Genomic DNA, 21966 nt, shown 5'->3' with positions numbered 1-21966 from the left:
GGGTCATCACTCCTCGGGCACGGTGACCCAAGCCCCGGTCATCGGCGGGCCGATGACACAGCCGTCGCAGGCGAGGGTCTCCGCCAGCAGGCGGTCGGCCAGCGTGGGCGGATCCACCTCGGCGTACATCGCCACCCCGGTCCGTTCCATTAGGGGCACCGCGGCGGCGATCACGTTGGCCCAGCCCCACGCGGGCGCCTCCGGCCCGCCTTCGGCGAACGTCTCGACCAGCAGGCGCGGCGCCGGCAGCCCGGCGGCGCGGAACGCGGCGAACAACGAGGGACCCATGCGCCGCTCGATCCCCGCCTTCTCCAGTGCCTCCAGGAACCACCCGTGCGCCTCGCTCCACAGCGGCGTGTACGGGAAGGCCGGCACGTAGTCCAGGTCGGTCTCGTGGATGCAGATAAGGCCGCCGGGCCGGACCCGGGTGGCGGCGCGGCTGAGCGCGGCCACGGGATCCGGCAGGTACATGAGGAACAGCCGCCCGATCACGGCGTCGAAGTCGCCTTCGACCCCCTCCAGTGTCTGCGCGTCGCCCACGCGGAACTCGATGTTGGTCGCGCCGGTGCGCCGCCGGGCGAGCTCGACCGCGGCCGGGTCCTGCTCGATGCCGACGACGGCGCCGTCCGGCCCGACCAGCTCGGCAGCCAGCCGCGCGACGTTGCCCGCGCCGCTGCCCAGGTCGAGCACGCGCATGCCCGGTGCCAGGCCGGCCCGCGTCAGCAGCCGGACGGTGAGCGGATCGAAGAGTGCGCCCTGCGCGACAAGACGTTCGTCCTCGGCGGCTCGGTCCGCGAACGGGTAGCTGTTCATCTCGGTGCCCCTCTGTGTTGCCGTTTGCCTGAGGCACAGGATCGGCGGAGGGGCGCGGAGCTGTCGTTGGGCTACCGCGCAGAGACGTTCACATCGCGTGCAAACCTGCGGTACTCCGAGGGCGGCAACCCGTGCACGGCCCGGAAGACGCGGCTGAAGTCGGCCGCGCTCGTGAAGCCCCACCTGCTCGCGATGGCCGCGACCGGGCGGGACGCGAGCGCCGGATCGGCGAGGTCGCGGCGGCAGCCCTCGAGGCGTCGCCGGCGGATCCAGCCGGCGACCGTCAGGCCCTCGTCGTGGAAGAGCTGGTGCAGCGACCGCAGCGAGATGTGGTGGGCGGCGGCGACCGCGGCCGGTGTCAGCGCGGGGTCGCCGAGGTGCTGGTGGATGAACGCCTGCACGGTGGTGAGCAGGGCGTGCCGGCGGGACTCCGGCGTGCCCCAGCCCTCGACGTCCAGCGCCCGCGCCAGCCGCGTTGCCAGCACCTCGAGAGCGGCGGCCGACAGCCGCGCGGCCTCGGCCGGGCTGTAGAGGTCGACGTTGCGGGCCAGCTGGAGGAGGAACTGCGAGGTCAGGTCACCCAGACCGGCGGTGGCCGGGAAGCGCAGGGCGGCCAGCTCGCTGAGCCGGCTGCGCGGCAGCGGCATCATCGACGGCGGGAACATGAAGGTCATCATCTGGGTCGGCTGCTCGCCGTCGACCCCGCAGACGACCTCGTACGGGCGCCGCGTGTCGTAGACGGCGAACTCGCCCGCCTCGAGGTGGGCCTGCCGGTCACCCTGGTCGACCACGCAGGAGTTGCCGCCGCGCACCAGGACCATCTTCAGCAGGTCCGGGTCCACCTGGGAGATCAGGTCCGGCGTGCGCCGCACGGTGATGGGCATGATGTCCATGACGACCACCTGCATCGCGCCGAGGCCGCTGGCGCGGAACTCCCCTTGGTAGTCGGTCTTGTACAGGGCGCGGCATTCCATGGGAACCCACGTGGCTGCCGTCATGTCCGTGACGAAGTCGAGCCGCTCGGCCGCGGGCACCTCGTCGACGCGAATCAGCGTGCTCATCGCTTCTCCACCCCTGCGAAAGCTCAGCATAACGCCGAACCCTTCGCCCACCCAGCAATGATTCCCATGCCCGGATACGCCGGTTTCCCATCAGGTGCACGGATTGCCCGGTGGAAGTCCCGGTGGAAGTCCCGGTGGACCTCCCAGCGCACCGGTCCGTCGTCGTGCGCGGCGATCTCCCGCTCGTGCCGGACGAGGCCCGCGCGGTCCCCCGTCGTAGGTGATGGTCGCGGGTGGCCGGCCCCACGCCGCGTGTCCGACCACAGCCGCTCCCGGGACGCCGGCACGGCGGAGAGTCGGTGTCCACATTGGATTCCCGGATCGGCAGTGGTGGCCGGGGCACGGTCGTCAGGTGGTCAGATCAGGTCGTGGTCGAAGGCGAACCTGGCGGCGGCCGTTCGCGACGAGACGCCGAGCTTGGTGAAGATGTTCGCCAGGTGGCGTTCCACGGTCTTCTGGCTCAGCACGAGGCTTTTCGCGATCTGCGGAGTGCTGGCGCCGTTCGCCACCAGCCGGAGGACGTCGAGCTCGCGGCGGGTCAGGCCGCCCGGTGCCGACGGGCCCATGAGGACGCTCGCCGCGTGCTCGGCGGGCAACGCGCCGAGATCGTGGAACGCGCGACACGCGGTGGCGAGCTCCGCGGCCGCCGACTCGGCGTCATCGAGGGCGAGCATGGCCTTGCCGAGCAGGAGCCGGCAGTGGGCGACCTCGTACGGGGCGCCGAGCTCCTGCCACAGGTGCATCGAGCGGCGCAGCTCGGCGATCGCGGCCGACGCCTCTCCACGAGCCAGGAGGACGCTGCCCTGCGCGAAACACGCGAACGCGCGGATCGCCGCGATGCCGAAGGTCGCCGCCGCTCGGGTGAGCTCCTCGCCGAGTGCCGCCGCGTCCTCGATCGCACCGGCCGCCAGCAGTACCTCGACCGCGCCGGGGAGCAGCCGGGTGCGGCTCACCGGATCGCGCGGCTCGGCGAGCAGCCGGCGGATCGCGGCGACGGCGGCGTCGGCCCGGCCGCGGGCGAGCCACAGCTGGGCGAGACCCGGCTGCGGCTCGTAGCCGAACTCCCCCGCCTCGCGGTAGGCGCGCGCGGCGGCGGCGTAGTCCCCGCGGATGCGATGCACGTCTCCGCACTCGGCCCAGGCCAGGCCCGCGGCCGCCGGCGTCTCGGTCGCGACGTACCGCCGCGCCGCGCGTTCGAACTCCTCCACCGCCTCGGTGTACGCGCCGCGCACCCGCATGATCTGGCCACGGTGGACGGCGGACTGTCCGGTGAACGCCACCAGGTCCGGCTGCGCGTCGACGAACGCGGTCAGCGCGGCGGTCCATTCCACGACCCGGCCGTAGTCGGAAACCTCCTGGCAGGCCTCGACAAGCGAGCAATAGATCATGCCGGCGAAGACCGGCGACAGCTCGCCGGTCGTGATCGCGACCATCGCCTCGTCCAGCAGTGCGAGCCCTTCGGGCACCCGGCCCTGGTAGAGCAGCATCCGGCCCCGGGCGTTGAGGCTCTGCGCGGCCAGGGCGGGGTCGGCGAACCGCCTGCCGTAGTCACCGATCTCGACGGCCAGCGCCTCCGCGCGGTCGTACTCCCCGGCGAAGATGTGCCCCATCATCACCATGACCAGCACGTGCCCGCGCTCGACGACGTCCTCGCCGAGCTCGTCCAGCAGCCGCCGGCAGCGGGCCACCCAGCCACCGCCGACCGCGGGCTCGCCGGCTTCCATCAGCAGGAAGGCCAGCCAGAATCCACATCGGACCGCGGCGAGCGTGTCCCCGGCGTCGATGCTCACCTGGTACGCGCGCTGCAGGGCCTGGATGGCGTCGTTGCCGCGCCCGACCAGGAACGCCGCCGTGGCGAGCCGGGTGAAGTCCTCCGGCGTCAGCGCGGAACCGTCGCGTTCGGACAGCCCGGTGTACGCCGCGAGCCACTCACGCCGCTCGAAGGCCTCGCGTGCCCAACGCAGATCCTCCACCACGCCCATCGCGTCATCGCCTCGGCCGGATGATAGCCCGCGACGGCCGGGCCCGGACCTCACGCGAGCACGCGGGCCCGGGAGCGCGCGGCGACGTGGCGGGCGACGTACGCCGCGTCGCGGCCGATCCCCGGCAGCACCATCGAGCTGAACGCGTACTGGAACGCCAGGCCGCAGAAGTACAGGCCGGGCGCCGCGTCGACGACGCCGCGGTACTCCGCCGGCCAGCCGTCCGCCCCCAGGATCGGCAGCTTGATCCAGTCGAAGACCTGCCGGAAACCGGTGCACCACACCACGTTGGCCGCCTCGACCACGTGACCGTCGTCGAGCATCGCCTGCCCGCCGGACACCCCGGTCACCCGCGACAGCACCCGCTCGACGCCGCGGTCGGCGAGGTCCGCCCGCTTGACCCGGATCATCGGGCCGCCATGGAAGCGGATCTCCCCCATCGCCCTGCGGCCGATCGGATTGCGCCGGGTGAGCAGGTGCCGGGCGAGGAACAACAGTGCCGGCATGATGATCCGGGCACCGCGGTGCTCGAACCGGAACGGAAGCTGCCCGCAGTCGCGTCCGCAGAGGACGGTCTCGTGCCTGCGGGCGACCTCGTAGGCGACGTCGGTGCCCGAGTGCGAGGCCCCGACGACCAGCACCCGGCCCGGGCGCAGCTGGCCCGGCCGGCGGTACTGGCTGGAGTGCAGCTGCCGCACCGAGGGGTCGAGCTCCGCGGCGAAGGCGGGCACGTAGGGGGTGCGGCCGAACGTGCCGGTCGCGACCACCACGTTGTCGCACGTGATCGTGTCCGCCCCGAGCGACGCGGCGTAGCCGCCCTCCGTGCGGGCCTCGAGCGCGTCGATGCGGGTGCTCATGCGCACCGGCAGGTCCCAGTGCAGGGCGTAGCTCTCCAGGTAGTCGGCCACCGCGTCCTTCTGCGGGAAGGCCCACCGATCCCCCGGGAACGGCAGGCCCGGCAGGCCGTCGTACTTCGCCGGCGTGTACAGCCGCAGCGTGTCCCACTGCTGGCGCCAGTTGTCGCCGACGCGCTCGTTGCCGTCGACGATCAGGAACGGCCGGTCGAGCCGGCGCAGGTGGTAGCCCGTCGACAGGCCGGCCTGCCCGGCGCCGATGACGAGCGTTTCGATGTGCTGGTGGGACATGGCGTGCCTCCGGGTCGTGGACAGGCACGACGCTAGGAACTCACCCCACCGGCGGCATCGGGTGAATCATGCATCTTCCGGCGGGTCGCCCTTGGGGGAGGCGACGGTGGTCAGCATCTTCAGCACGCGGTCCAGGTGGGTGCCTAAGGCGCGTTCGGCCCGCTCGGGGTCGCGGGCGGACCATCTGTCGTGCAGATGCTCGATGAGCCGCGTCGCGGTCTGGTGGCGGGCGATGCGGCGGACGTGCAGCCTGGCGTTCAGGTCGGCGTAGCCCAGCATGTCCATGTCCCGAAGGTCACCATCGTGTCCCCACCGCGCCGCGGCGGTACGCTCACCACACGGACGTTCATCCCGCATCGAGTCCACGCGCGATCGGTGTCCTCGGCGCCATTTCCGTCGCGGTGGCCGTGCGGACCCCGGACACCGTCGCGCATCCCGGCACCCCGGTCGACCGCGACGTCCACGTCGAACACCCGGCCGGCACGTTCGACGTCGCCGTCGACCTCGGCCCCGCGGGCCCGGCGACGCGTGGCCCGCAGCACGGCCGTGCGCCCGGCCCGCAAGCTGTCCGACGGCCGCGTGTGGCCCCGCAGTGGAAAGGCGACCGAATGAGCCCGGACCCGCTCCTCACCCACGACCGGACGTGCGCAGGGACATCGCCCACGTCGGGCCGATCCAGCTGCGCACCACCGAGACGTTCCACACCCACGGCACCCCGATCGTCGACCAAGGCGCCGACGTGATCATCGACTGCCACGGCCACTTCACGACCGCCCCGGCCGCCCACAGCACCTGGCGGGAAGCCCAGCAGACCGCGTACCAGGCGGGACGGCAACCACCGCGCTACCCGGCGATCTCGGACGACGAGATCCGCGCGTCCCTCGAGGACGGTCAGCTGCGGCTCATGCGGGCACGCGGTGTCGACCTCACGATCTTCTCCCCGCGCGCGTCCGCCATGGGCCACCACTTCGGCGACGAGACGGCCAGCGCCGCCTGGGCGCGCGTGTGCAACGACCTGATCGCCCGCGTCGTCTCCCTCTACCCGCACCACTTCGCCGGCGTCTGCCAGCTGCCTCAGTCCCCCGGCGTCCCGATCGTGCACTCCGTCGGCGAGCTGCGGCGGTGCGTGGAGCAACTCGGGTTCGTCGGCTGCAACCTCAACCCCGACCCCAGCGGCGGGCACTGGACCTCCCCGCCGCTGACCGACCGGTACTGGTATCCGCTCTACGAGGCCATGATCGAGCTCGACGTCCCCGCGATGGTGCACGTCTCCGCGGTCACCAACCCGAACTTCCACGCCACCGGATCGCACTACCTCAACGCGGACACCACCGCGTTCATGCAGCTGCTGCAGGGGAACCTGTTCACGGACTTTCCCGGGCTGCGGTTCGTCATCCCGCACGGTGGTGGCGCGGTGCCGTACCACTGGGGCCGCTTCCGCGGGCTGACCGACATGCTCGGCCGGCCGCCGCTGTCGGAATGGGTCCTGCCCAACGTCTTCTTCGACACCTGCGTCTACCACCAGCCCGGCATCAACCTGCTGTTCGACGTGATCGACGTCGACCACATCCTGTTCGGCTCGGAGATGATCGGCGCCGTCCGCGGCATCGACCCGCAGACCGGCCACTACTTCGACGACACCCGCCGCTACATCGACGCCCTGCCGCTCGGTCCCCTCGACCGGCACAAGGTCTACGAGGCCAACGCCCGCCGCGTCTACCCGCGCCTGGACGCCCGCCTCGACGCACTCGCCTGACCGCTCACCGACGTGGTTCGCCGGTGCCGTCGTTTGGCCGCGCCCTGCCCGGGTAGCCGGGCCGGCGGAGGGGATGCCGATGGCGCACGACCTGGACCACAGCCGCGCACCGGTGCTGGAGGCTGTGCGCGCGTACCACGAGCAGGGGTTCACTCCGTTCAACCCGCCGGGTCACCGCCAGGGACGGGGAGTGGACCAGCGGGTCCTCGACGTCCTCGGCGAAGCGGTGTTCACCTCGGACGTCATCGCGTTGAACGGGCTCGACGACCGGCTGGCGTCGCAGGGCGTGCTGAAGGAAGCGCAGGAGCTGATGGCCGACGCCGTCAACGCCGACCACGCCTTCTTCTCCACCTGTGGCAGCTCGTTGTCCGTGAAGAGCGCGATGCTCGCCGTCGCCGGTCCACACGAGAAGCTGCTCGTCGCCCGCCAGTCGCACAAGTCCGTGATCTCCGGCCTGATCCTGTCGGGCGTCGCGCCGGTGTGGGTGCCACCACGCTGGGACGCCGAGCTGCACCTGTCGCACCCGCCCGCGGCGGACGACGTCCGCAAGTGCTTCGAGGAGGAGCCGGACGCGAAGGGCATGCTGCTGGTGACCCCGACCGACTACGGCGCCTGCGGGGACATCGCGGCGGTCGCCGAGGTCTGCCACGAGTACGGCAGGCCCCTGATCGTGGACGAGGCGTGGGGCGCCCACCTGCCGTTCCATCCCGACCTGCCGCCGTGGGCGATGGACGCCGGCGCCGACGTCTGCGTGACGAGCGTGCACAAGTCCGGCTCGGCGGTCGAGCAGAGCTCGGTGTTCCACCTGCGGGGCGAGCGGGTGGATCCCGCGGTGTTGAAGGCGCGCGAGGACCTGCTGGGCACGACGAGCCCGACCTCCCTGGTGTACGCGACGCTCGACGGCTGGCGCCGGCAGATGGTCGAGCACGGGGCGACCCTGCTCGGCCAGGCGCTCGCCCTCTGCCACGAGACCCGTGCCGCGCTCGCCGAGCTGGACGGTGTCCGGGTCATGGGCGAGGAGTTCACCGGCCCCGGCGCCGCCTGTGCCTACGACCCGCTCAAGATCGTGATCGATGTGTCCGGCCTGGGCATCAGCGGGTACCAGGCCACGGACTGGCTGCGCGACCACGAACGCGTGGCGGTCGGCCTGTCCGACCACCGCCGGATCGTCGCGCAGCTGACGATCGCGGACGACGAGGCCACGACGGCGACGCTCCTGCGTGCCGTCGCCGGACTCCGGGAATCCGGCTTGCCCGCCCCGCGTCCCGTGGACCTGCCGAGCCCGTCCGAGCTGGAGCTGCGTACCGAGATGTCGCCGCGGGACGCGTTCTTCGCCGGGACCGAGCAGCTCGCGGTGACCGACGCGGTGGGCCGGATCAGCGCGGAGATGATCACGCCGTACCCGCCCGGCGCACCCGCGGTGCTGCCCGGCGAGGTCATCACCGAAGCCGTGCTCGACTACCTGCGCACGGGCATCGCCGCCGGGATGATGCTCCCGGATCCGGTCGACGCGGACGTGCGGTCGGTGCGTGTGGTCGCTCGATGAGCGTCGCGGAAGCGGACGTCCGGGCACACGTCCAGGCGCACGCGACCCGTCTCTGGGACCTCGCCCTGGCGTTGCACCGCGACCCGGAGACCGCGTTCGACGAACATCGGGCGGTGGAGCGGCTCTGCGCGGAGCTCGCGGAGTTCGACATCGAGCGCGGCGTCGCCGGGCTGCCCACCGCGTTCACCGCACGGCACGGCAGCGGTCCCGGGCCCACCGTCGCGCTGCTGCTCGAGTACGACGCACTGCCCGGGCTCGGGCACGCCTGCGGCCACAACCTGATCGCCGCGGCCGGTCTCGGCGCCGCGCTCGCCGTCCGGGACGCGCTGCCGGATCCCGGCGGCACGCTGCTGGTGGTCGGCACCCCGGCCGAAGAGGGCGGCGGCGGAAAGATCACCGAGGTGAACCACGGGGTGTTCGACGAGGTGGACGCGGCGCTGATGTTCCACCCCGGCGCGCACGACTGGGCGTGGGCTCCGCTGACCGCGCAGGTCGAGCTCACCGTCACCGTCCACGGCCGCGCCGCCCACCCCACCGGCAACCCGACCGAGGGCATCGACGCCCTCGCCGGCCTGATCCAGCTGTTCACCACGATCGCCGCCGTCCGGCCGCGGCTGCCCGCCGGCTCGCACATCCAGGGGATCATCACGCACGGCGGCGAGGCCACCAACATCGTGCCCGACCGGGCGCAGGCCAGGTTCGGGCTGCGCGCGCTCACCACCGCCGCACTCGACGAGCTCGCGGCGACCGTGTCGGCGATGGCCCACGCCGTCGCGGCCGCGACCGGGACGACCACGACGATCGCCCGGGAGCGCGAGCCCTACCACCACTTCCGGAACAGTTCCGTCCTCGCCGACCGGTTCGCCGCGCACCTCGCCGAGGACGGCATCGTCCTGACCGAGCCGGCACCCGGCGTGTTCCTCGGCTCGTCCGACATCGGCAACGTCAGCACGGTGGTGCCCGCGATCCACCCGTTCGTCGCGATCGTCGGGCCGGACGAGTCCGACCACACGCCGCAGTTCGCCACCGCGGCGGCGAGCGACCGCGGCCGCGCCACGATGCTGGCCGCCGCCGGCGCGCTCGCCGGCACCGCCGTCGACGTGTTCCGCGAACCGGCCCTGCGGGACGCGGCGTGGGCCGAGCTACGCGAGGCGGGCCGGCGTTTCCCGGAGACGCCCGCGGGTACCGCACTCGCATGACGACGACACCGTCCGAGCCGAACCCACACTCCCGTAGGGACGGCGTGCCGGCGGGCGAGGAACCCGACGTACGGGCCGAAGACCTACGGATCGAAGAGGGAGAGGAGGGCCCGGAACAAGGCGAGACCACCGAGCCCCCGGACTGAGCCGAGGTCAGCCTTCCCGCCCCAGCAGAGCCAGCATCTCCGGCAGGTCGAAGAAGCGCGCGATGTCGAGCGCCGAGCGGGGGCCGAGGGCCGGGTCCGCGCCCGCGGCGAGCAACTGCGTGACGCTGCGCTCGCAGCGGCGGAAGACCGCCGCCCCGAGCGCCGTCTGCCCCTGGTCGTTGACCCGCGCCGTGTCGGCACCCCGGTCGAGCAGGGCACCCACCAGGTCCGCGTGGTCGTGGTACGCCGCGAGGATGAGCAGGGAGTTGCCGGCATCGTTGGTGAGGTTCACCGGGATCCCCGCGTCGATCGCCTCGACCAGCCGGCCCGTGTCGCCGGCGCGGGCGAGGTCGAACATCGAGCGGAGGTAGGCGAGCTCCTCCACGGTGAGGGATTCGGTCACGACCGGCCCTTCACGAGACCTTCGCCGGGAAGCGCTCCCACACGCGGTGGGCGCCGAGCAGCTCGGTCATCTTCTTGAGCACGCTCGACGGGTCGTCGTCGAGCACGATCCCGGGCCCGGTGCCGCAGCCGGCGGCCTCGAGCGCGGCGCGCCCGCCCCGCCACGCGCCGACGGCCTTCGCGTGGCGGAAGCACTCCTGCACCATGAGCACGACGCGCGGGTCGACGGCACCGTCCGCCGCGCCTGCCTTGGCGTCACGGGAGGGCACCGCGTCCGCGCCGGGTGGCGGGCTGCCGGCGAGCAGCAGGGCGTCGAACTCGACCGACCGGGCGGTGAGGAACGTGCGCTGGGCGACCAGGCCGCTGTCGCCGTCGAGGGGACCGCCGGTCGGCGCGATCAGCAGCGGCACCATGTCGTCGGCCAGGATCGCCTCGCGAACCGTCCGCACGCCGTCGAGGTCGCCGGGGTCGACGACGATGCCGATCATGCGGCCGTCGGTCGGCCACGTCCTGCCGACCTGCGAGAGCGCCGGGCTCGGCATGACCTTCTTCGGCCGTCCGGTGGCGGTCGGCGCCGGCAGACCGAGCCCCTGGGCGACCTGCGCGCACAGCACGGAGTCGACGTTGGCCAGCACCAGCAGCTCGCGTTCCTTGACGGCCTGCTCGTAGCATTTGCCGAGCTCGAAGGTGAACGCGCGCACGACGTGCTCCTTCTCCACCGGCGACAGGCTCTGCCAGAACAGCCTCGGCTGCGTGAAGTGGTCGGCGAAGGACGTGGGCGCCTGCCGGACCTTCACCGCCTTCGGCAGCGGCTGGGCCACCTCGACGAGCGGCCGGTCCTCGGCCCGCGCCTCGAACGGGTTGCCGGCGTCGAGGGTGTTGGGCTTGTACGGGGCGACGCCGGCGTGCACCGCGTGCTGGTGGAAGCCGTCGCGGAACATGTCGTTGACCGGCGCGTGCGGGCGGTTGACGGGGATCTGGTTGAAGTTCGGCCCGGCGAGCCGGGTCAGCTGCGTGTCGAGGTAGGAGAACAGCCGCGCCTGGAACAGCGGGTCGTCCGTGACGTCGATGCCCGGCACGAGGTTCCCGAGGTGGAACGCGACCTGCTCGGTCTCGGCGAAGAAGTTCATCGGGTTGCGGTTGAGCGTGAGCATCCCGACCGGCTGCACCGGGGCGAGCTCCTCCGGCACGATCTTCGTCGGGTCCAGCAGGTCGATGCCCTCGAACGTCTGCCGCGGCGTGTCGGGGAAGACCTGGACGGCGAGCTCCCACTGCGGGTAGGCGCCGGACTCGATGGCGTCGGCGAGGTCGCGGCGGTGGAAGTCCGGGTCGGCGCCGCTGATCATCTGCGCCTCCTCCCACACCAGGGAGTGCACGCCCAGCTTCGGCTTCCAGTGGAACTTCGCGAGCGCGGTCTCCCCCGCCTCGTTCACGAGGCGGAACGTGTGCACCCCGAAGCCCTCCATCGTCCGGTAGGACCGGGGAATCGCGCGGTCGGACATGTTCCACATGACGTGGTGGGTGGCCTCGGTGTGGGTCGAGACGAAGTCCCAGAACGTGTCGTGCGCGCTCTGCGCCTGCGGGATCTCCCGGTCCGGATGCGGTTTGCCGGCGTGGATGATGTCGGGGAACTTGATCCCGTCCTGGATGAAGAAGACCGGGATGTTGTTGCCGACGAGGTCGAAGTTGCCTTCCCGGGTGTAGAACTTCGTCGCGAACCCGCGGGTGTCGCGGACGGTGTCGGCCGACCCGCGGGAGCCGAGGACCGTGGAGAACCGCACGAACACGGGTGTCTCGACGCCGTCGTCCAGGAACGCGGCCTTGCACACGTTCGCGGCCGTGCCGTAGCCGACGAACACGCCGTGCGCCCCGCTCCCGCGCGCGTGCACGACCCGCTCCGGGATGCGCTCGTGGTCGAAGTGCATGACCTTCTCGCGCAGGTGGTGATCCTGCAGCAGCGTCGGTCCGCGCTCGCCCGCCTTCAGCGAGTGGTCGGTGTCGTACAGCCGCGCGCCGGCGGACGTGGTGAGGTGCTCGCCCTGCTGGCCCTTGGCCAGCTTCGGGGCACCGGTCGGCGCCCCCGTCGGCGACACCGTCTCCGGTCCGGTCTGGTCCGGCTTGGGCGTCAACGGCCCCCGCGGCTCGACGGGCTCCTCGAGCTGCGGCGGCTCGCTGTTCGGGGCGCCGGGGATCGGTGGGTTCACCAGCTCGGTGACCTTCTCCGCCGCCTTCTCGAGTGCTGCCTTGACCAGTCTTCCTGGCTTCTTCGGGGCCACTGGATCCTCCCTCGTGGTGGAACGGTTCGAGGGGCCGTACCCATGGATCCGCCACCTACTCACCCGTGACCCCGCGGGCCGCTACCGGTCTTCCGCCGCCGGCTCCGCGGGCGCGTCGCCCACCATCTCCTGGTACTCCGCCACCTCCTGAGGAGTGGGGTCCAGCCCGGCTTCCTGGGCGAACTTCTCCGGGTTCGCCCCCTCCTCCTGGTCGGCACTGAGCGGGTACTGCTCCGGGTATGCGTCGGTCACCTGGACCACCTCCCTGGGGTCGGATGCGCGATCGAGAACGGCATACCCGGTCCGCGCCGGGGTAGGCCACAGACGATGGCCGATCCCGTTGCCTTCCACGTGGACGTACCCTCCGGCGTGCTCGCCGACCTCGCCGAGCGCCTCGCGGCTACCCGCTGGCTGCCCCGCTCGGCGCGGCCCGGCTGGGCGGCCGGCGTGGCCCAGACGTACCTGCGCGCGCTGCTCGAACGGTGGCGCGACGGGTTCGACTGGCCTGCCCGCCAGGCGTGGCTCAACCGCCATCCGCAGTACCTCGCCGAGGTCGACGGGCAGGTCGTGCACTTCCTCCACGTCCGTGGCCGGGGCCCGGCGCCGTTCCCGCTGCTGCTCACCCATGGCTGGCCGAGCACCTGCTGGGAGTTCCTGCCGCTGGTCGACCACCTGCCCGGCTTCGACCTGGTGATCCCGTCCCTGCCCGGGTTCGGCTTCTCCCAGCCGGTCCCGGACGCAGCACAAATACCCGCCGTCTGGCACCGGCTCATGACCTACGTCCTCGGCCACCCGCGCTACGGCGCTCACGGCGGCGACATCGGGGCGATGGTCACCAACCGTCTCGCACTCGAGTTTCCGGACGCCGTCGCCGGCATCCACGTCACCATGCCCGCCGAGCCCGCCGAGCCGGCCGCGGGGGCCGGCACGCCGACCGGGGCGGAGCGCACGTTCCTGGCCCGGCGACGGGCGGCGCAGGAGGCGGGCGGGGGCTACGCCCACATCCAGCGCACGCGCCCGGACACCATCGCCACCGCGCTCAACGACTCCCCCGCCGGACTCGCCGCGTGGATCGCCGACAAGTGGCACGACTGGAGCGACGGCGACCTCGAGGCGCCGGCCCACATGGACGACCTGCTCACCACGATCATGATCTACTGGATCACCGGCACCATCGGCACCTCGTTCGCCGTCTACCGCGACTGGGCCCTGGGCAGCGCGGGCCGTCCCGAGGCGTGGGCCGGCCGGCCCGACGTTCCGTCCGGAGTGGACAGCAAACCGCTGTCGGCCGGCGAGCGGATCACCACGCCCGCCGCCGTGGCGCTCTTCGAGGAGCCGGTGCCCGCGGCACGGTTGCGGCGTGCGTACGCGGACCTGCGGCGGTGCAACAGGATGCCGCGCGGCGGGCATTTCCCCGCGCTCGACGAGCCCGCCCTGCTCGCCGCCGACATCCGCGAGTTCTTCCAGCGGCTACCGGGAGTCCACCACCCGGCCTGACGGCCCGGGTCGCCGGTGCCCCCGGGTGCCGGCCGTGGCGTGGCAGAGTGTGGCCCATGCTGCTGGCGTATGCGGACCGGATGTGGCGCGGCGAGCTCGGCATGGACGGGCTGCTCACCGACGGGTCCATCTGGGGTACCGCGCACGAGATCACCGACGGGGTCGCGGTGGTGCCGGGCTTCTCCAATGTCACCGTGTTCCGCACCGGGGACGGCCTGCTGTTGTTCGACACCGGCGTCGGGTTCGCCGCGCAGGCGATGCACCACGCGGTACGCGCGTGGAGCGCCGACCCGGTGCGCTACGCGATCTACTCGCACGGTCATGTCGACCATGTCGGCGGCATGGCGCCGTTCGACGCGGAGCCGCGGCCGCGGCCGGTCGTGATCGCACACGAGGACGTGCCCCGGCGGTTCGACCGGTACAAGCTGACGAGCGGATACAACGAGCTGGTCAACCAGCGCCAGTTCGGCATTCCGCAGCTGCGCTGGCCGCGCGAGTACCGCTATCCCGATCGGACGTTCCGCGATCGGTACACAGTGGAGCTCGGCGGGCTGACGTTCGCGTTGCGCCACGCCCGCGGCGAGACCGACGACCACCTCTGGGCCCATGTGCCCGAGCTCGACATGGTGCTGCCGGGTGATCTGTTCATCTGGAACGCACCCAACTGCGGCAACCCGCAGAAGGCGCAGCGGTATCCGGCCGAGTGGGCGGCCGCCCTGCGCGCGATGGCCGGGGTCGGCGCGTCGTACCTGCTGCCCAGCCACGGCCCGCCGGTCGTCGGTGCCGAGCGCGTCCGCGAGGCGCTCACCGACACGGCTTCGTACCTGGAGTCGCTGCTCGAGCAGACGCTGGCGCTGATGAACCGTGGCGCGCGGCTGGACGAGGTCATCCAGACCGTCACCGTGCCGCCGCACCTGGCGGGCAAGCCGTACCTGCGGCCGGCGTACGACGAGCCGGAGTTCATCGTGCGCAACATCTGGCGGCTCTACGGCGGCTGGTGGGACGGCGACCCGGCGTCGCTGAAGCCCGCGCCGGCGAGCCGCGAGGCGGCGGTGATCGCCGAGCTGTGCGGCGGCGCGCACGCGCTGGCCGAGCGAGCCTCCCGCGCCCTGGCCGACGACGAGCCCCGGATCGCCGCCCGGCTCGCCGAGCTGGCCGTTCGGGCGGCACCGTCCGATGAGGACATCCAGGCCACGCACCGCACGGTGTTCACCACGCTCGCCGGCGCCGCGACGTCCACGATGGCGCGCGGCATCTACGGCGCCGCCACCGTCGAGCAGTGACGCCGAGCCACACCGGCTGTCGCTGCCCGCACTCCGGTGGAAGACTCAGGCCGGACACGTGAGGAGCAGGGCTCATGGCCGAACAGCGAACCGGGCGAGCGGGCGATGCCGGGACGATCGACGTCGGCGGGGACATCACGGTCAACCGGCTCGGGTTCGGCGCCATGCGGATCACCGGGCCCGGCATCTGGGGACCGCCCGCCGACGCAGACGAGGCGAAGGCCGTGCTGCGGCGCGCGGTCGAGCTCGGGGTCGACTTCATCGACACGGCGGACTCCTACGGCCCGCACGTGAGCGAGGAGCTGATCGGCGAGACGCTGTACCCGTACCCGGACGACCTGGTGATCGCGACGAAGGGCGGCCTCGAGCGCACCGGGCCGGGGCGCTGGCCGGCCAACGGCAGGCCCGAGCACCTGGTCGAGGCCTGCGAGGGCAGCCTGCGGCGGCTCAAGCTCGAGCAGATCCCGCTCTACCAGTTCCACCGCCCCGATCCGGACGTCCCGCTGGACGAGTCGATCGGCGCGCTCGTGCGCCTGAAGGAGCAGGGCAAGATCCGTCACATCGGAGTGTCCAATGTGACCGAACAGCAGCTGCGCCAGGCCCAGCGGCTCACCCCGATCGTGTCCGTCCAGAACCGGTTCAACCTGACTGACCGTCGGGCGGAGTCGCTGGTCGACCTGTGCGAGCAGGAGCAGCTCGTCTTCCTGCCGTGGGCGCCGATACAGGACCTCGACGGCGTCCCGGTGGCCGGCGAGATCGCCCGGCGGCACGGTGTGAGCCCGCGGCAGGTCGTGCTCGCCTGGCTGCTCGCCCGCTCCCCCGCGATCCTGCCGATTCCCGGCACCGGCACGGTGTCCCACCTGGAGGACAACCTCGCCGCGGCGGGCATCGCGCTGGGTCCGGAGGAGGTCGCGGAGCTGAACCACGCCGGCTGACGGCACCATGGACCTGCCCGTCGGCCGTCGCACCTGGTGACCCTGCTGCTGGTGCTGACCGGCGTCTCCGGGCTGATCGACGCGGTGAGCTACCTGCGCCTGGGGCTCCAGAACGCCACCGTGCGCCGCATCGCCGTGCCCGACCTGACCACGACGGTGCTGAATATGACGCTCACCGGCCTCGCCGCCGACGGCATCCTCGGCGGCGGCAGTGGCGCGAAGCCCCTGCGCCGCGGCTCCGTCCTCGCCTGCTCGCGGGCGCGGCGGTCGGAGCGCTGCTCCTGCGCGTCTCACCGACCCTCGTGCTCGCCCTGCCGCCTGCGCCATCGCCCTGGTCGCGGTCGGCTTGCTGGCCTGACGGACCCGGTCCATTCCAGTTGACGAACACGCCGCTCACCATCAACGGTGGCTGATTCCCCTGGTCTTGGGTACGGTGCTGCCGCAGATGGTCTGGGGTCCTCCTGGGGGTAACACGATGCGGCCATACGTGGCTGGAGCGGTGACGGTGGCCTGCGTGCTCGCGCTGACGGCCTGCGAGGATCCGCAGCCGACCCGGCCCCCGCAGACGGCCCCGCGGACCGGATCGCCGGCGGAGACGGCGGACACGGCGGAGCCGACGGGGGCGCCGGCCGACCGGGCGAGCGAGGCCGAGCGGTTCGCGCCGCAGGTGTGGCTCGCGGACCTGGACTCCTACGGCCCGATGGCGGCGGACGAGTTCGTCGACTCCGCCGAGCTGCGCTGGGCACACGACAACGGCTGCGGCGACGACCGGGTCGCCGCCGACGTGGACCAAGAGATGCTGGCCGCCGGCAAGTACCTGCACCAGGGCAAGGGCGGCCCGCCCGGCTGCGCGCACGGCGGGCGCAACTACGCGAGCAACGAGAACACCCGCCCGCGCAGCTCGGCCGAGCTGGGTGCCGAAGGCTTCTACCTCAAGGGCCCCGACGAGCAGCGCCACGGGACCGGGACGTCGGCGCCCGTCTACTGGCAGTACTACGACGGCGCCTACGTCTACTGGTTCTTCTACCCGTACAACGACGCACCGTCGATCCCCGTCGGCGTGCCGCCGGCGCCGATCACGGCGGTCGACGCGTTCGACCACGAGGGCGACTGGGAGCGGATCGCCGTGCGCACGGACGACGACGGCCAGGCCGTCGGCGTGACGCTGTGGGGCCACGGCAACAGCTGCTACGTCCGCGACGACCAGCTGGACTGGGCCGACGGGCATCCGGTGGTGTTCTCCGCGCGGGGCACGCACGCGTCCTATCCCGACAGCGGCGTGCACCGCTACGGCATCGACATCGCGACGGAGGGCACGCGCTGGGAGACCTGGCACGCGGTCCGGCCGGTCGCCGACGAACCCTGGTACGGCTACGGCGGCGGCTGGGGCTCGGTCGGCTCGCCCGGGCCGGATGCGACCCACCGGACCGGACCCGCGGGACCGCAGCCGGACCGCCTACCGACCGACGCCTGGACCGAGCACCACTGCTCCGAAGCCGACCAGCTGCCGTCGGCGATGCGCGGGGAGTGGAAGTCGCCGCAGCCGGCCGACCAGCCCACCTCGGAGAAGACCTACTACGTGCGCCTGACGCTGACCGGCGGCGCGGTCGACACCGATGTGGCCACCGTCGCCTACCCCGGCCTCGACTGCGGCGGCAAGCTCACCCTCCTCGAGGTCGAGCCGAACAAGGCCAAGCTCCGCGAGACGATCACCGACGACCCGGGCGAGGTGTCGTGCACGCCCACCGGCACGGTCGACCTCACCCTCGACGGCGACGTGCTGAACATGACGTACACGAGGGACGACGGCGACCAGTCGATGACCGCGCGCCTGACGCGGCAGCGCTAGAAACCGGTTCGGCGAGCCAGCAGCCGGGACATGACGTCCCGCAGCCGAGCGCCGGGGTCTTCGGCCGGTTCGGCGGAGCGCCAGGCGACGATCCCGTCCGGACGGAGCACGACAGCGCCCTCGGCGGAAATTCCGAACGTCGAGGCGAACCGCCCGGTGGTGTCGACGGCGGGACCGACGTGGTGGGCCGTCAGCGGCACCCCCAGTTCCGTGGCGACCTCGTCCGCGGCTCGGCACCACGCCTCCCCGTCCTGCGCGGCGAGCAGGGTGAACCCGGGACCGGTCAGGTCCACAGTGGAGGCTTCGCGGCCGTCGAGCTCGATCGGCAGGTGGGGGGCGCGGGCACCGGGCCGGCCGGTGGGGCTGTTCGGATCGTCCAGCGGTGGGGCGGGTTCGGTGCCGTCGGGGGCGATGGCGGCCGAGCGGTACAGCGCGCCCAGCTCGATCGACGGGTCGTCCGCCTGGGCCGGCAGGTCGTCGGTACCCAGGGACGGGTCGACCCGCAGCACGTAGCGGACGTAGGCCTGTTCGGTGGTCAGCCGGCCGATCGGGCCGCGCTCCGGTTCGTAGCTGTCCAGCAGCCCGGGACCGGCGACCCCGTCCAGCGTCATCGCCAGCTTCCACGCCAGGTTGTGCGCGTCGGCGACACCGGTGTTGCCGCCGAAGCCGCCGGTCGGCGGCATGACGTGCGCGGCGTCGCCGGCCAGGAAGACGTTGCCGGCGCGGTATCGCGCCGCGTAGCCGGCCTCGGCTTGCCAGCGCTGCACGTTGTCGATCTCCACCGGCAGGTCGGGCACGCCGAGCGCGGTGCGCACCAGGCCGGCGCACCGTTGCGGGCTCAGGTCGCGGCCCACCTCGCGGTCGAGCGTGCCGTCCGGGCGGGTCGTGGCGAACACCGCGAGGAACCCGGAGTCGGCGGTGATCGAGAACCGGAAGAAGCCGAGCAGCTCGGGATGGTTGACGTAGACCACGCTGAGGTTGCGCTCCCCGAGCACGTCCTTGACGTTCGCGTGGAAGTAGATCGTGACGCAGTCGGCGAAGGTGCCCGGCCCGAGCATGTCGATGCCCAGCTGCTGCCGCACGCCGCTGTGCGCCCCGTCGGCGGCCACCACGTACCGCGCCACCACCGTCTCTTCGGCACCGTCGCGGGAGCGGAGGACGCAGGTCACCCCGTCGTCGTGTTGCTCGAAGCCGGCCAGCTCGGTGGCGAAGCGGTGCTCGGCACCCAGCTCCTCGGCCCGCCTGCGCAGCACCGGTTCGAGCCCGACCTGGGTGAGGAAGATGCGCGACGTCGGGCTCAGGTGCTCGACCCCGGCGTTGAACGAGCTGAAGAAGTACTTCAGCTCCCTGCCGGCCAGGCTCTCCACCGCGACGATCGCGCCGTTCTGCACGAACTCCTGCGCCGCGGCGGCCTCCACCGTGTCCTGCAGCCCGACACCGCGGAAGATCTCCATCGTGCGCTGATGGAACGCCGCGGCGCGCGGGTGGATGGCGGTGCCCCGGTGCCGCTCCACCAGCAGGTGCGGGAGACCGCGGGACGCCAGCAGGACCGACATCGACAGCCCGACCAGGCTGCCACCGACGATCAGGACCGGAACACGCTGCGCAGCCATCCGAGTTCCCTCCATCGCGGGACCGGCGATGGAGGGAAGGCTACGTCAGGTGCGCGCCGGAGTCACCGGCGTCAGACCCGTTCGGACGGAGCCGGCGCGGTGCCCTCCTGCGCGTGCTGCCACTCGGGCGCCGGGTTGGGCTTCATGAGCATCGCGGCGATCGCACCGACCAGCAGCACGACGATCGGCAGCAGCATGGACGCGCGGGTGGCGTCGGTGAGTCCGTTGTGGACCGCCTGGCCGGCGAGCTGCTGGATCTGGTCGGCGACCGACGGGGGCAGGTTGGCCGGGACGGCGGCGCCGACGCGATCGCTGAGCTCGTTGGCCGAGTTCGCGGCGTGGGACAGGCTGTCGACGAAGGCCGACCGGTACTGCGGCGGCAGCTCCTTCGCCGCGTCCGCCGCCGCCGCGCCCATCGAGACGCTGATCCGCGCCTGCAGCAACACGCCGATCGCCGCGCTGCCGAGCACGCCGCCGACCTGCCGGGACGTGTTGAAGATGCCCGACGCGGTGCCGGCGAGCGCGGGTTCGACCGAGCGCATGGCGATGTTGCTCATCGGTGCGAAGACGAACCCGGTACCGATGCCGGACACGAGCAGGGCCGGGATCAGCGCCCACGGGTCGGTGTCCGGCCCGGCCTGGAGCACGATCAGCCCGAGCCCCGCGGCCAGCGCCAGGAACCCGATCATCACCAGGTACTTGGCGTTGGCGCGGTCCGACATGCGGCCGATGAACGGGGCGACGATCCCGGACAGCAGCGACATGGGCGCGGTGAGCAACCCGGCCTCGGTCGGCGACATGCCGAGCACGTTCTGCGTGTAGACCACCAGCGGGATGAACATTCCCGTCATGGCGAAGCCGATGGCCGTCGCGGTCACCGTCGCGGTCGAGAAGTTCCGGTTGTCGAACACCCGCAGCGGCACGAGCGGTTCGTTGCGGTTGTACCGCTGCCAGACGACGAAGGCGACGAACAGCACGATGCCCGCGCCGATGATCTCGAAGATGTTGATGTCGCCGAAGACCACGCCCCAGTCGTAGCGCTGACCGTTCTGGATGCCGAAGACCAGCAGGCTCAGCCCCGCGACCGACAGCAGGATGCCCGGGATGTCGAACGAGTGCAGCCGCTTCGGTTGCCAGTCCGGTACCAGCCACACGGTCAGCACGATCCCGATCACGCCGACCGGCACGTTGACGAAGAAGATCCACTCCCAGCCGAGGCTGTCGACGAGCACGCCGCCGAGCAGCGGGCCGGTGATCGTCGCGAGGCCCGCGACGCCGCCCCACATGCCCATCGCGGGGCCGCGCTTGGCGGGCGGAAAGAGGTGGGTGATGAACGCCAGCGTCTGCGGCGTCATCAGTGCCGCGCCGAGCCCCTGGACGGCGCGGGCGGCGATGAGCATCTCGGCCGTGCCGGACAGCCCGCACCACAGCGAGGCAGCGGTGAACACGACCATGCCGGCGAGGAAGACCCGTTTCGGGCCGAAGCGGTCGCCGAGCCGGCTGGTGAACAGCATCGGCACCGCGTACACCAGCAGGTAGATGCTGATGACCCAGACCACGGAGTTGAGGTCCGTGTGCAGGCCCCGGACCATGGCCGGGATCGCGATGGACACGATCGTCGTGTCCAGCAGAATCATGAAGAACCCGATGCACAGCGCGGCGAGCGCCGCCCACGGGTTAACTTGCCTTGTCACCGGGTCTCCCCCCGTTGTCCACAACGGACAGGTTGGGCACCACGTCGGGCTTGCTGTCGGGCCAGGTGATCCGGCCGGACTCGAGGTCCTCGATCAGCTTCTCCGTCCAGTCCAGTTCGGACTGTCGCTGATGGTGCACGTAGGCGTAGTCGATCCAGTACATCGTGGGCAGCTGCCTGGTCAGCACGTGGTCGATGACCACCTGATCTGCGGCGATCTGTGCCCGCAGGGTGACCACGCGCATCTTGAGCTGCTCGACGGCGTCGTCCTGGTCGAGCTCGCTGGCCGCCGACAGCGCCACGGGGTACTGCGGGTACTCCTGCGCCGGGGTGCCGAGCATGGCGCGCGCCTGCTCGACGAACACGTCCCGCCCCTGCTCGGTCAGCCCGTAGACCGTCCGCTCGGGCCGCCGGCCCTGCCGCTGGGTGTCGACGATCTCGATGATGCCCTGGGACTCCAGCCGCTCCACGGTGTGGTAGAGCGAGCCGGGCCGCAGCTTGACGCGGTAGTCGACGCGCCGTTCGCGCATGATCTGGGTCATCTCGTACGGGTGCATGTTCCGCTCGTGGAGCAGCTCGAGCACGGCCATGGCCAGCGGTGTGAGCGGCGCCGTCGACCTCCCCATGTCGACTACTCCTTCCCGACGAGTCCGCGTCGTTTATTCCACGCGGACTATACGATCCGGACTCATCGATGTCGAGCACCGGGCCGCGGTGCCGTCAAGGAATTGTCCAGCTGGTTCTGCGGGGGCGGGGGGGGGGGGGGGGGG

General features: G+C 72.1%; 19 protein-coding genes. 8 read left to right on the top strand and 11 right to left on the bottom strand.

The window, feature by feature from the left end:
* Positions 1-6: 6 nt before the first annotated feature.
* From VH969_RS18970 to VH969_RS18950, 5 genes are all read right to left on the bottom strand, one after another.
* A complete protein-coding gene (locus tag VH969_RS18970; protein ID WP_331975999.1) occupies positions 7-813 on the bottom strand; it encodes a class I SAM-dependent methyltransferase in 807 nt (268 codons plus the stop codon).
* A gap of 71 nt (positions 814-884) precedes the next feature.
* Positions 885-1874, bottom strand: coding sequence for a helix-turn-helix domain-containing protein (locus tag VH969_RS18965; protein WP_331975997.1), 990 nt, complete (start codon positions 1872-1874; stop codon positions 885-887).
* 356 nt (positions 1875-2230) lie between these two features.
* The gene (locus tag VH969_RS18960) at positions 2231-3856 is read right to left on the bottom strand and encodes a LuxR C-terminal-related transcriptional regulator (RefSeq protein ID WP_331975995.1); all 1626 of its coding nucleotides are present in this window, start codon (positions 3854-3856) and stop codon (positions 2231-2233) included.
* Positions 3857-3906: 50 nt separating this feature from the next.
* On the bottom strand, positions 3907-5001 hold the full coding sequence (locus VH969_RS18955; protein WP_331975993.1) for a flavin-containing monooxygenase: 1095 nt from the start codon (positions 4999-5001) through the stop codon (positions 3907-3909).
* Between the two features lie 66 nt (positions 5002-5067).
* On the bottom strand, positions 5068-5286 hold the full coding sequence (locus tag VH969_RS18950) for a hypothetical protein (RefSeq protein ID WP_331975991.1): 219 nt from the start codon (positions 5284-5286) through the stop codon (positions 5068-5070).
* 358 nt (positions 5287-5644) lie between these two features.
* On the opposite strand from VH969_RS18950, the gene VH969_RS18945 reads away from it, so the two are divergent.
* The 3 genes from VH969_RS18945 to VH969_RS18935 all read left to right on the top strand — a co-directional run bounded on the left by VH969_RS18945 (position 5645) and on the right by VH969_RS18935 (position 9502).
* Positions 5645-6757 (top strand): amidohydrolase family protein, encoded by a 1113-nt coding sequence (locus VH969_RS18945; RefSeq protein WP_331975989.1) that lies wholly within the window; start codon positions 5645-5647, stop codon positions 6755-6757.
* 79 nt (positions 6758-6836) lie between these two features.
* Positions 6837-8303 carry an aminotransferase class I/II-fold pyridoxal phosphate-dependent enzyme gene (locus VH969_RS18940; protein ID WP_331975987.1) on the top strand — a complete coding sequence of 489 codons (1467 nt, stop codon included), beginning with the start codon at positions 6837-6839 and terminating at the stop codon, positions 8301-8303.
* The gene (locus VH969_RS18935; RefSeq protein ID WP_331975985.1) at positions 8300-9502 is read left to right on the top strand and encodes an amidohydrolase; all 1203 of its coding nucleotides are present in this window, start codon (positions 8300-8302) and stop codon (positions 9500-9502) included. Before VH969_RS18940 ends, VH969_RS18935 begins: the two co-directional genes overlap by 4 nt.
* Positions 9503-9655: 153 nt before the next feature.
* On the opposite strand, the gene VH969_RS18930 is transcribed toward VH969_RS18935, so the two are convergent.
* The 3 genes from VH969_RS18930 to VH969_RS18920 all read right to left on the bottom strand — a co-directional run bounded on the left by VH969_RS18930 (position 9656) and on the right by VH969_RS18920 (position 12578).
* Positions 9656-10051 carry an ankyrin repeat domain-containing protein gene (locus VH969_RS18930; RefSeq protein WP_331975983.1) on the bottom strand — a complete coding sequence of 132 codons (396 nt, stop codon included), beginning with the start codon at positions 10049-10051 and terminating at the stop codon, positions 9656-9658.
* 10 nt (positions 10052-10061) lie between these two features.
* Positions 10062-12326 (bottom strand): catalase, encoded by a 2265-nt coding sequence (locus VH969_RS18925; protein WP_331975981.1) that lies wholly within the window; start codon positions 12324-12326, stop codon positions 10062-10064.
* An 81-nt stretch (positions 12327-12407) separates the two neighbouring features.
* Entirely contained in the window at positions 12408-12578 is a 171-nt protein-coding gene (locus VH969_RS18920) for a hypothetical protein (protein WP_331975979.1), read from the bottom strand.
* Between the two features lie 75 nt (positions 12579-12653).
* Between VH969_RS18920 and VH969_RS18915 the strand changes: the two genes are divergently transcribed.
* The 5 genes from VH969_RS18915 (at position 12654) to VH969_RS18895 (ending at position 17890) form a co-directional block, all read left to right on the top strand.
* A complete protein-coding gene (locus tag VH969_RS18915; protein ID WP_331975977.1) occupies positions 12654-13823 on the top strand; it encodes an epoxide hydrolase family protein in 1170 nt (389 codons plus the stop codon).
* Positions 13824-13879: 56 nt separating this feature from the next.
* On the top strand, positions 13880-15106 hold the full coding sequence (locus VH969_RS18910; RefSeq protein ID WP_331975975.1) for an alkyl sulfatase dimerization domain-containing protein: 1227 nt from the start codon (positions 13880-13882) through the stop codon (positions 15104-15106).
* Between the two features lie 74 nt (positions 15107-15180).
* A complete protein-coding gene (locus VH969_RS18905) occupies positions 15181-16041 on the top strand; it encodes an aldo/keto reductase (RefSeq protein ID WP_331975973.1) in 861 nt (286 codons plus the stop codon).
* A gap of 36 nt (positions 16042-16077) precedes the next feature.
* The gene (locus VH969_RS18900) at positions 16078-16422 is read left to right on the top strand and encodes a YoaK family protein (RefSeq protein WP_331975971.1); all 345 of its coding nucleotides are present in this window, start codon (positions 16078-16080) and stop codon (positions 16420-16422) included.
* Between the two features lie 106 nt (positions 16423-16528).
* Positions 16529-17890, top strand: a complete 1362-nt coding sequence (locus VH969_RS18895; protein ID WP_331975969.1) for a Vps62-related protein — start codon at positions 16529-16531, stop codon at positions 17888-17890.
* On the opposite strand, the gene VH969_RS18890 is transcribed toward VH969_RS18895, so the two are convergent.
* The 3 genes from VH969_RS18890 to VH969_RS18880 all read right to left on the bottom strand — a co-directional run bounded on the left by VH969_RS18890 (position 17887) and on the right by VH969_RS18880 (position 21822).
* Entirely contained in the window at positions 17887-19503 is a 1617-nt protein-coding gene (locus tag VH969_RS18890) for an FAD-dependent monooxygenase (RefSeq protein ID WP_331975967.1), read from the bottom strand. The two genes, VH969_RS18895 and VH969_RS18890, sit on opposite strands and share 4 nt — an antisense overlap.
* A gap of 71 nt (positions 19504-19574) precedes the next feature.
* Entirely contained in the window at positions 19575-21140 is a 1566-nt protein-coding gene (locus tag VH969_RS18885; protein WP_414638566.1) for a DHA2 family efflux MFS transporter permease subunit, read from the bottom strand.
* Between the two features lie 40 nt (positions 21141-21180).
* Positions 21181-21822 carry a PadR family transcriptional regulator gene (locus tag VH969_RS18880; protein WP_331975963.1) on the bottom strand — a complete coding sequence of 214 codons (642 nt, stop codon included), beginning with the start codon at positions 21820-21822 and terminating at the stop codon, positions 21181-21183.
* Positions 21823-21966 lie beyond the last annotated feature (144 nt).

Source organism: Actinophytocola sp. (assembly GCF_036555685.1).
Lineage (GTDB): Bacteria > Actinomycetota > Actinomycetes > Mycobacteriales > Pseudonocardiaceae > Actinophytocola.
Note: the sequence above shows the minus strand (reverse complement) of the source record. Positions and strands in the feature narration are given on the sequence as shown.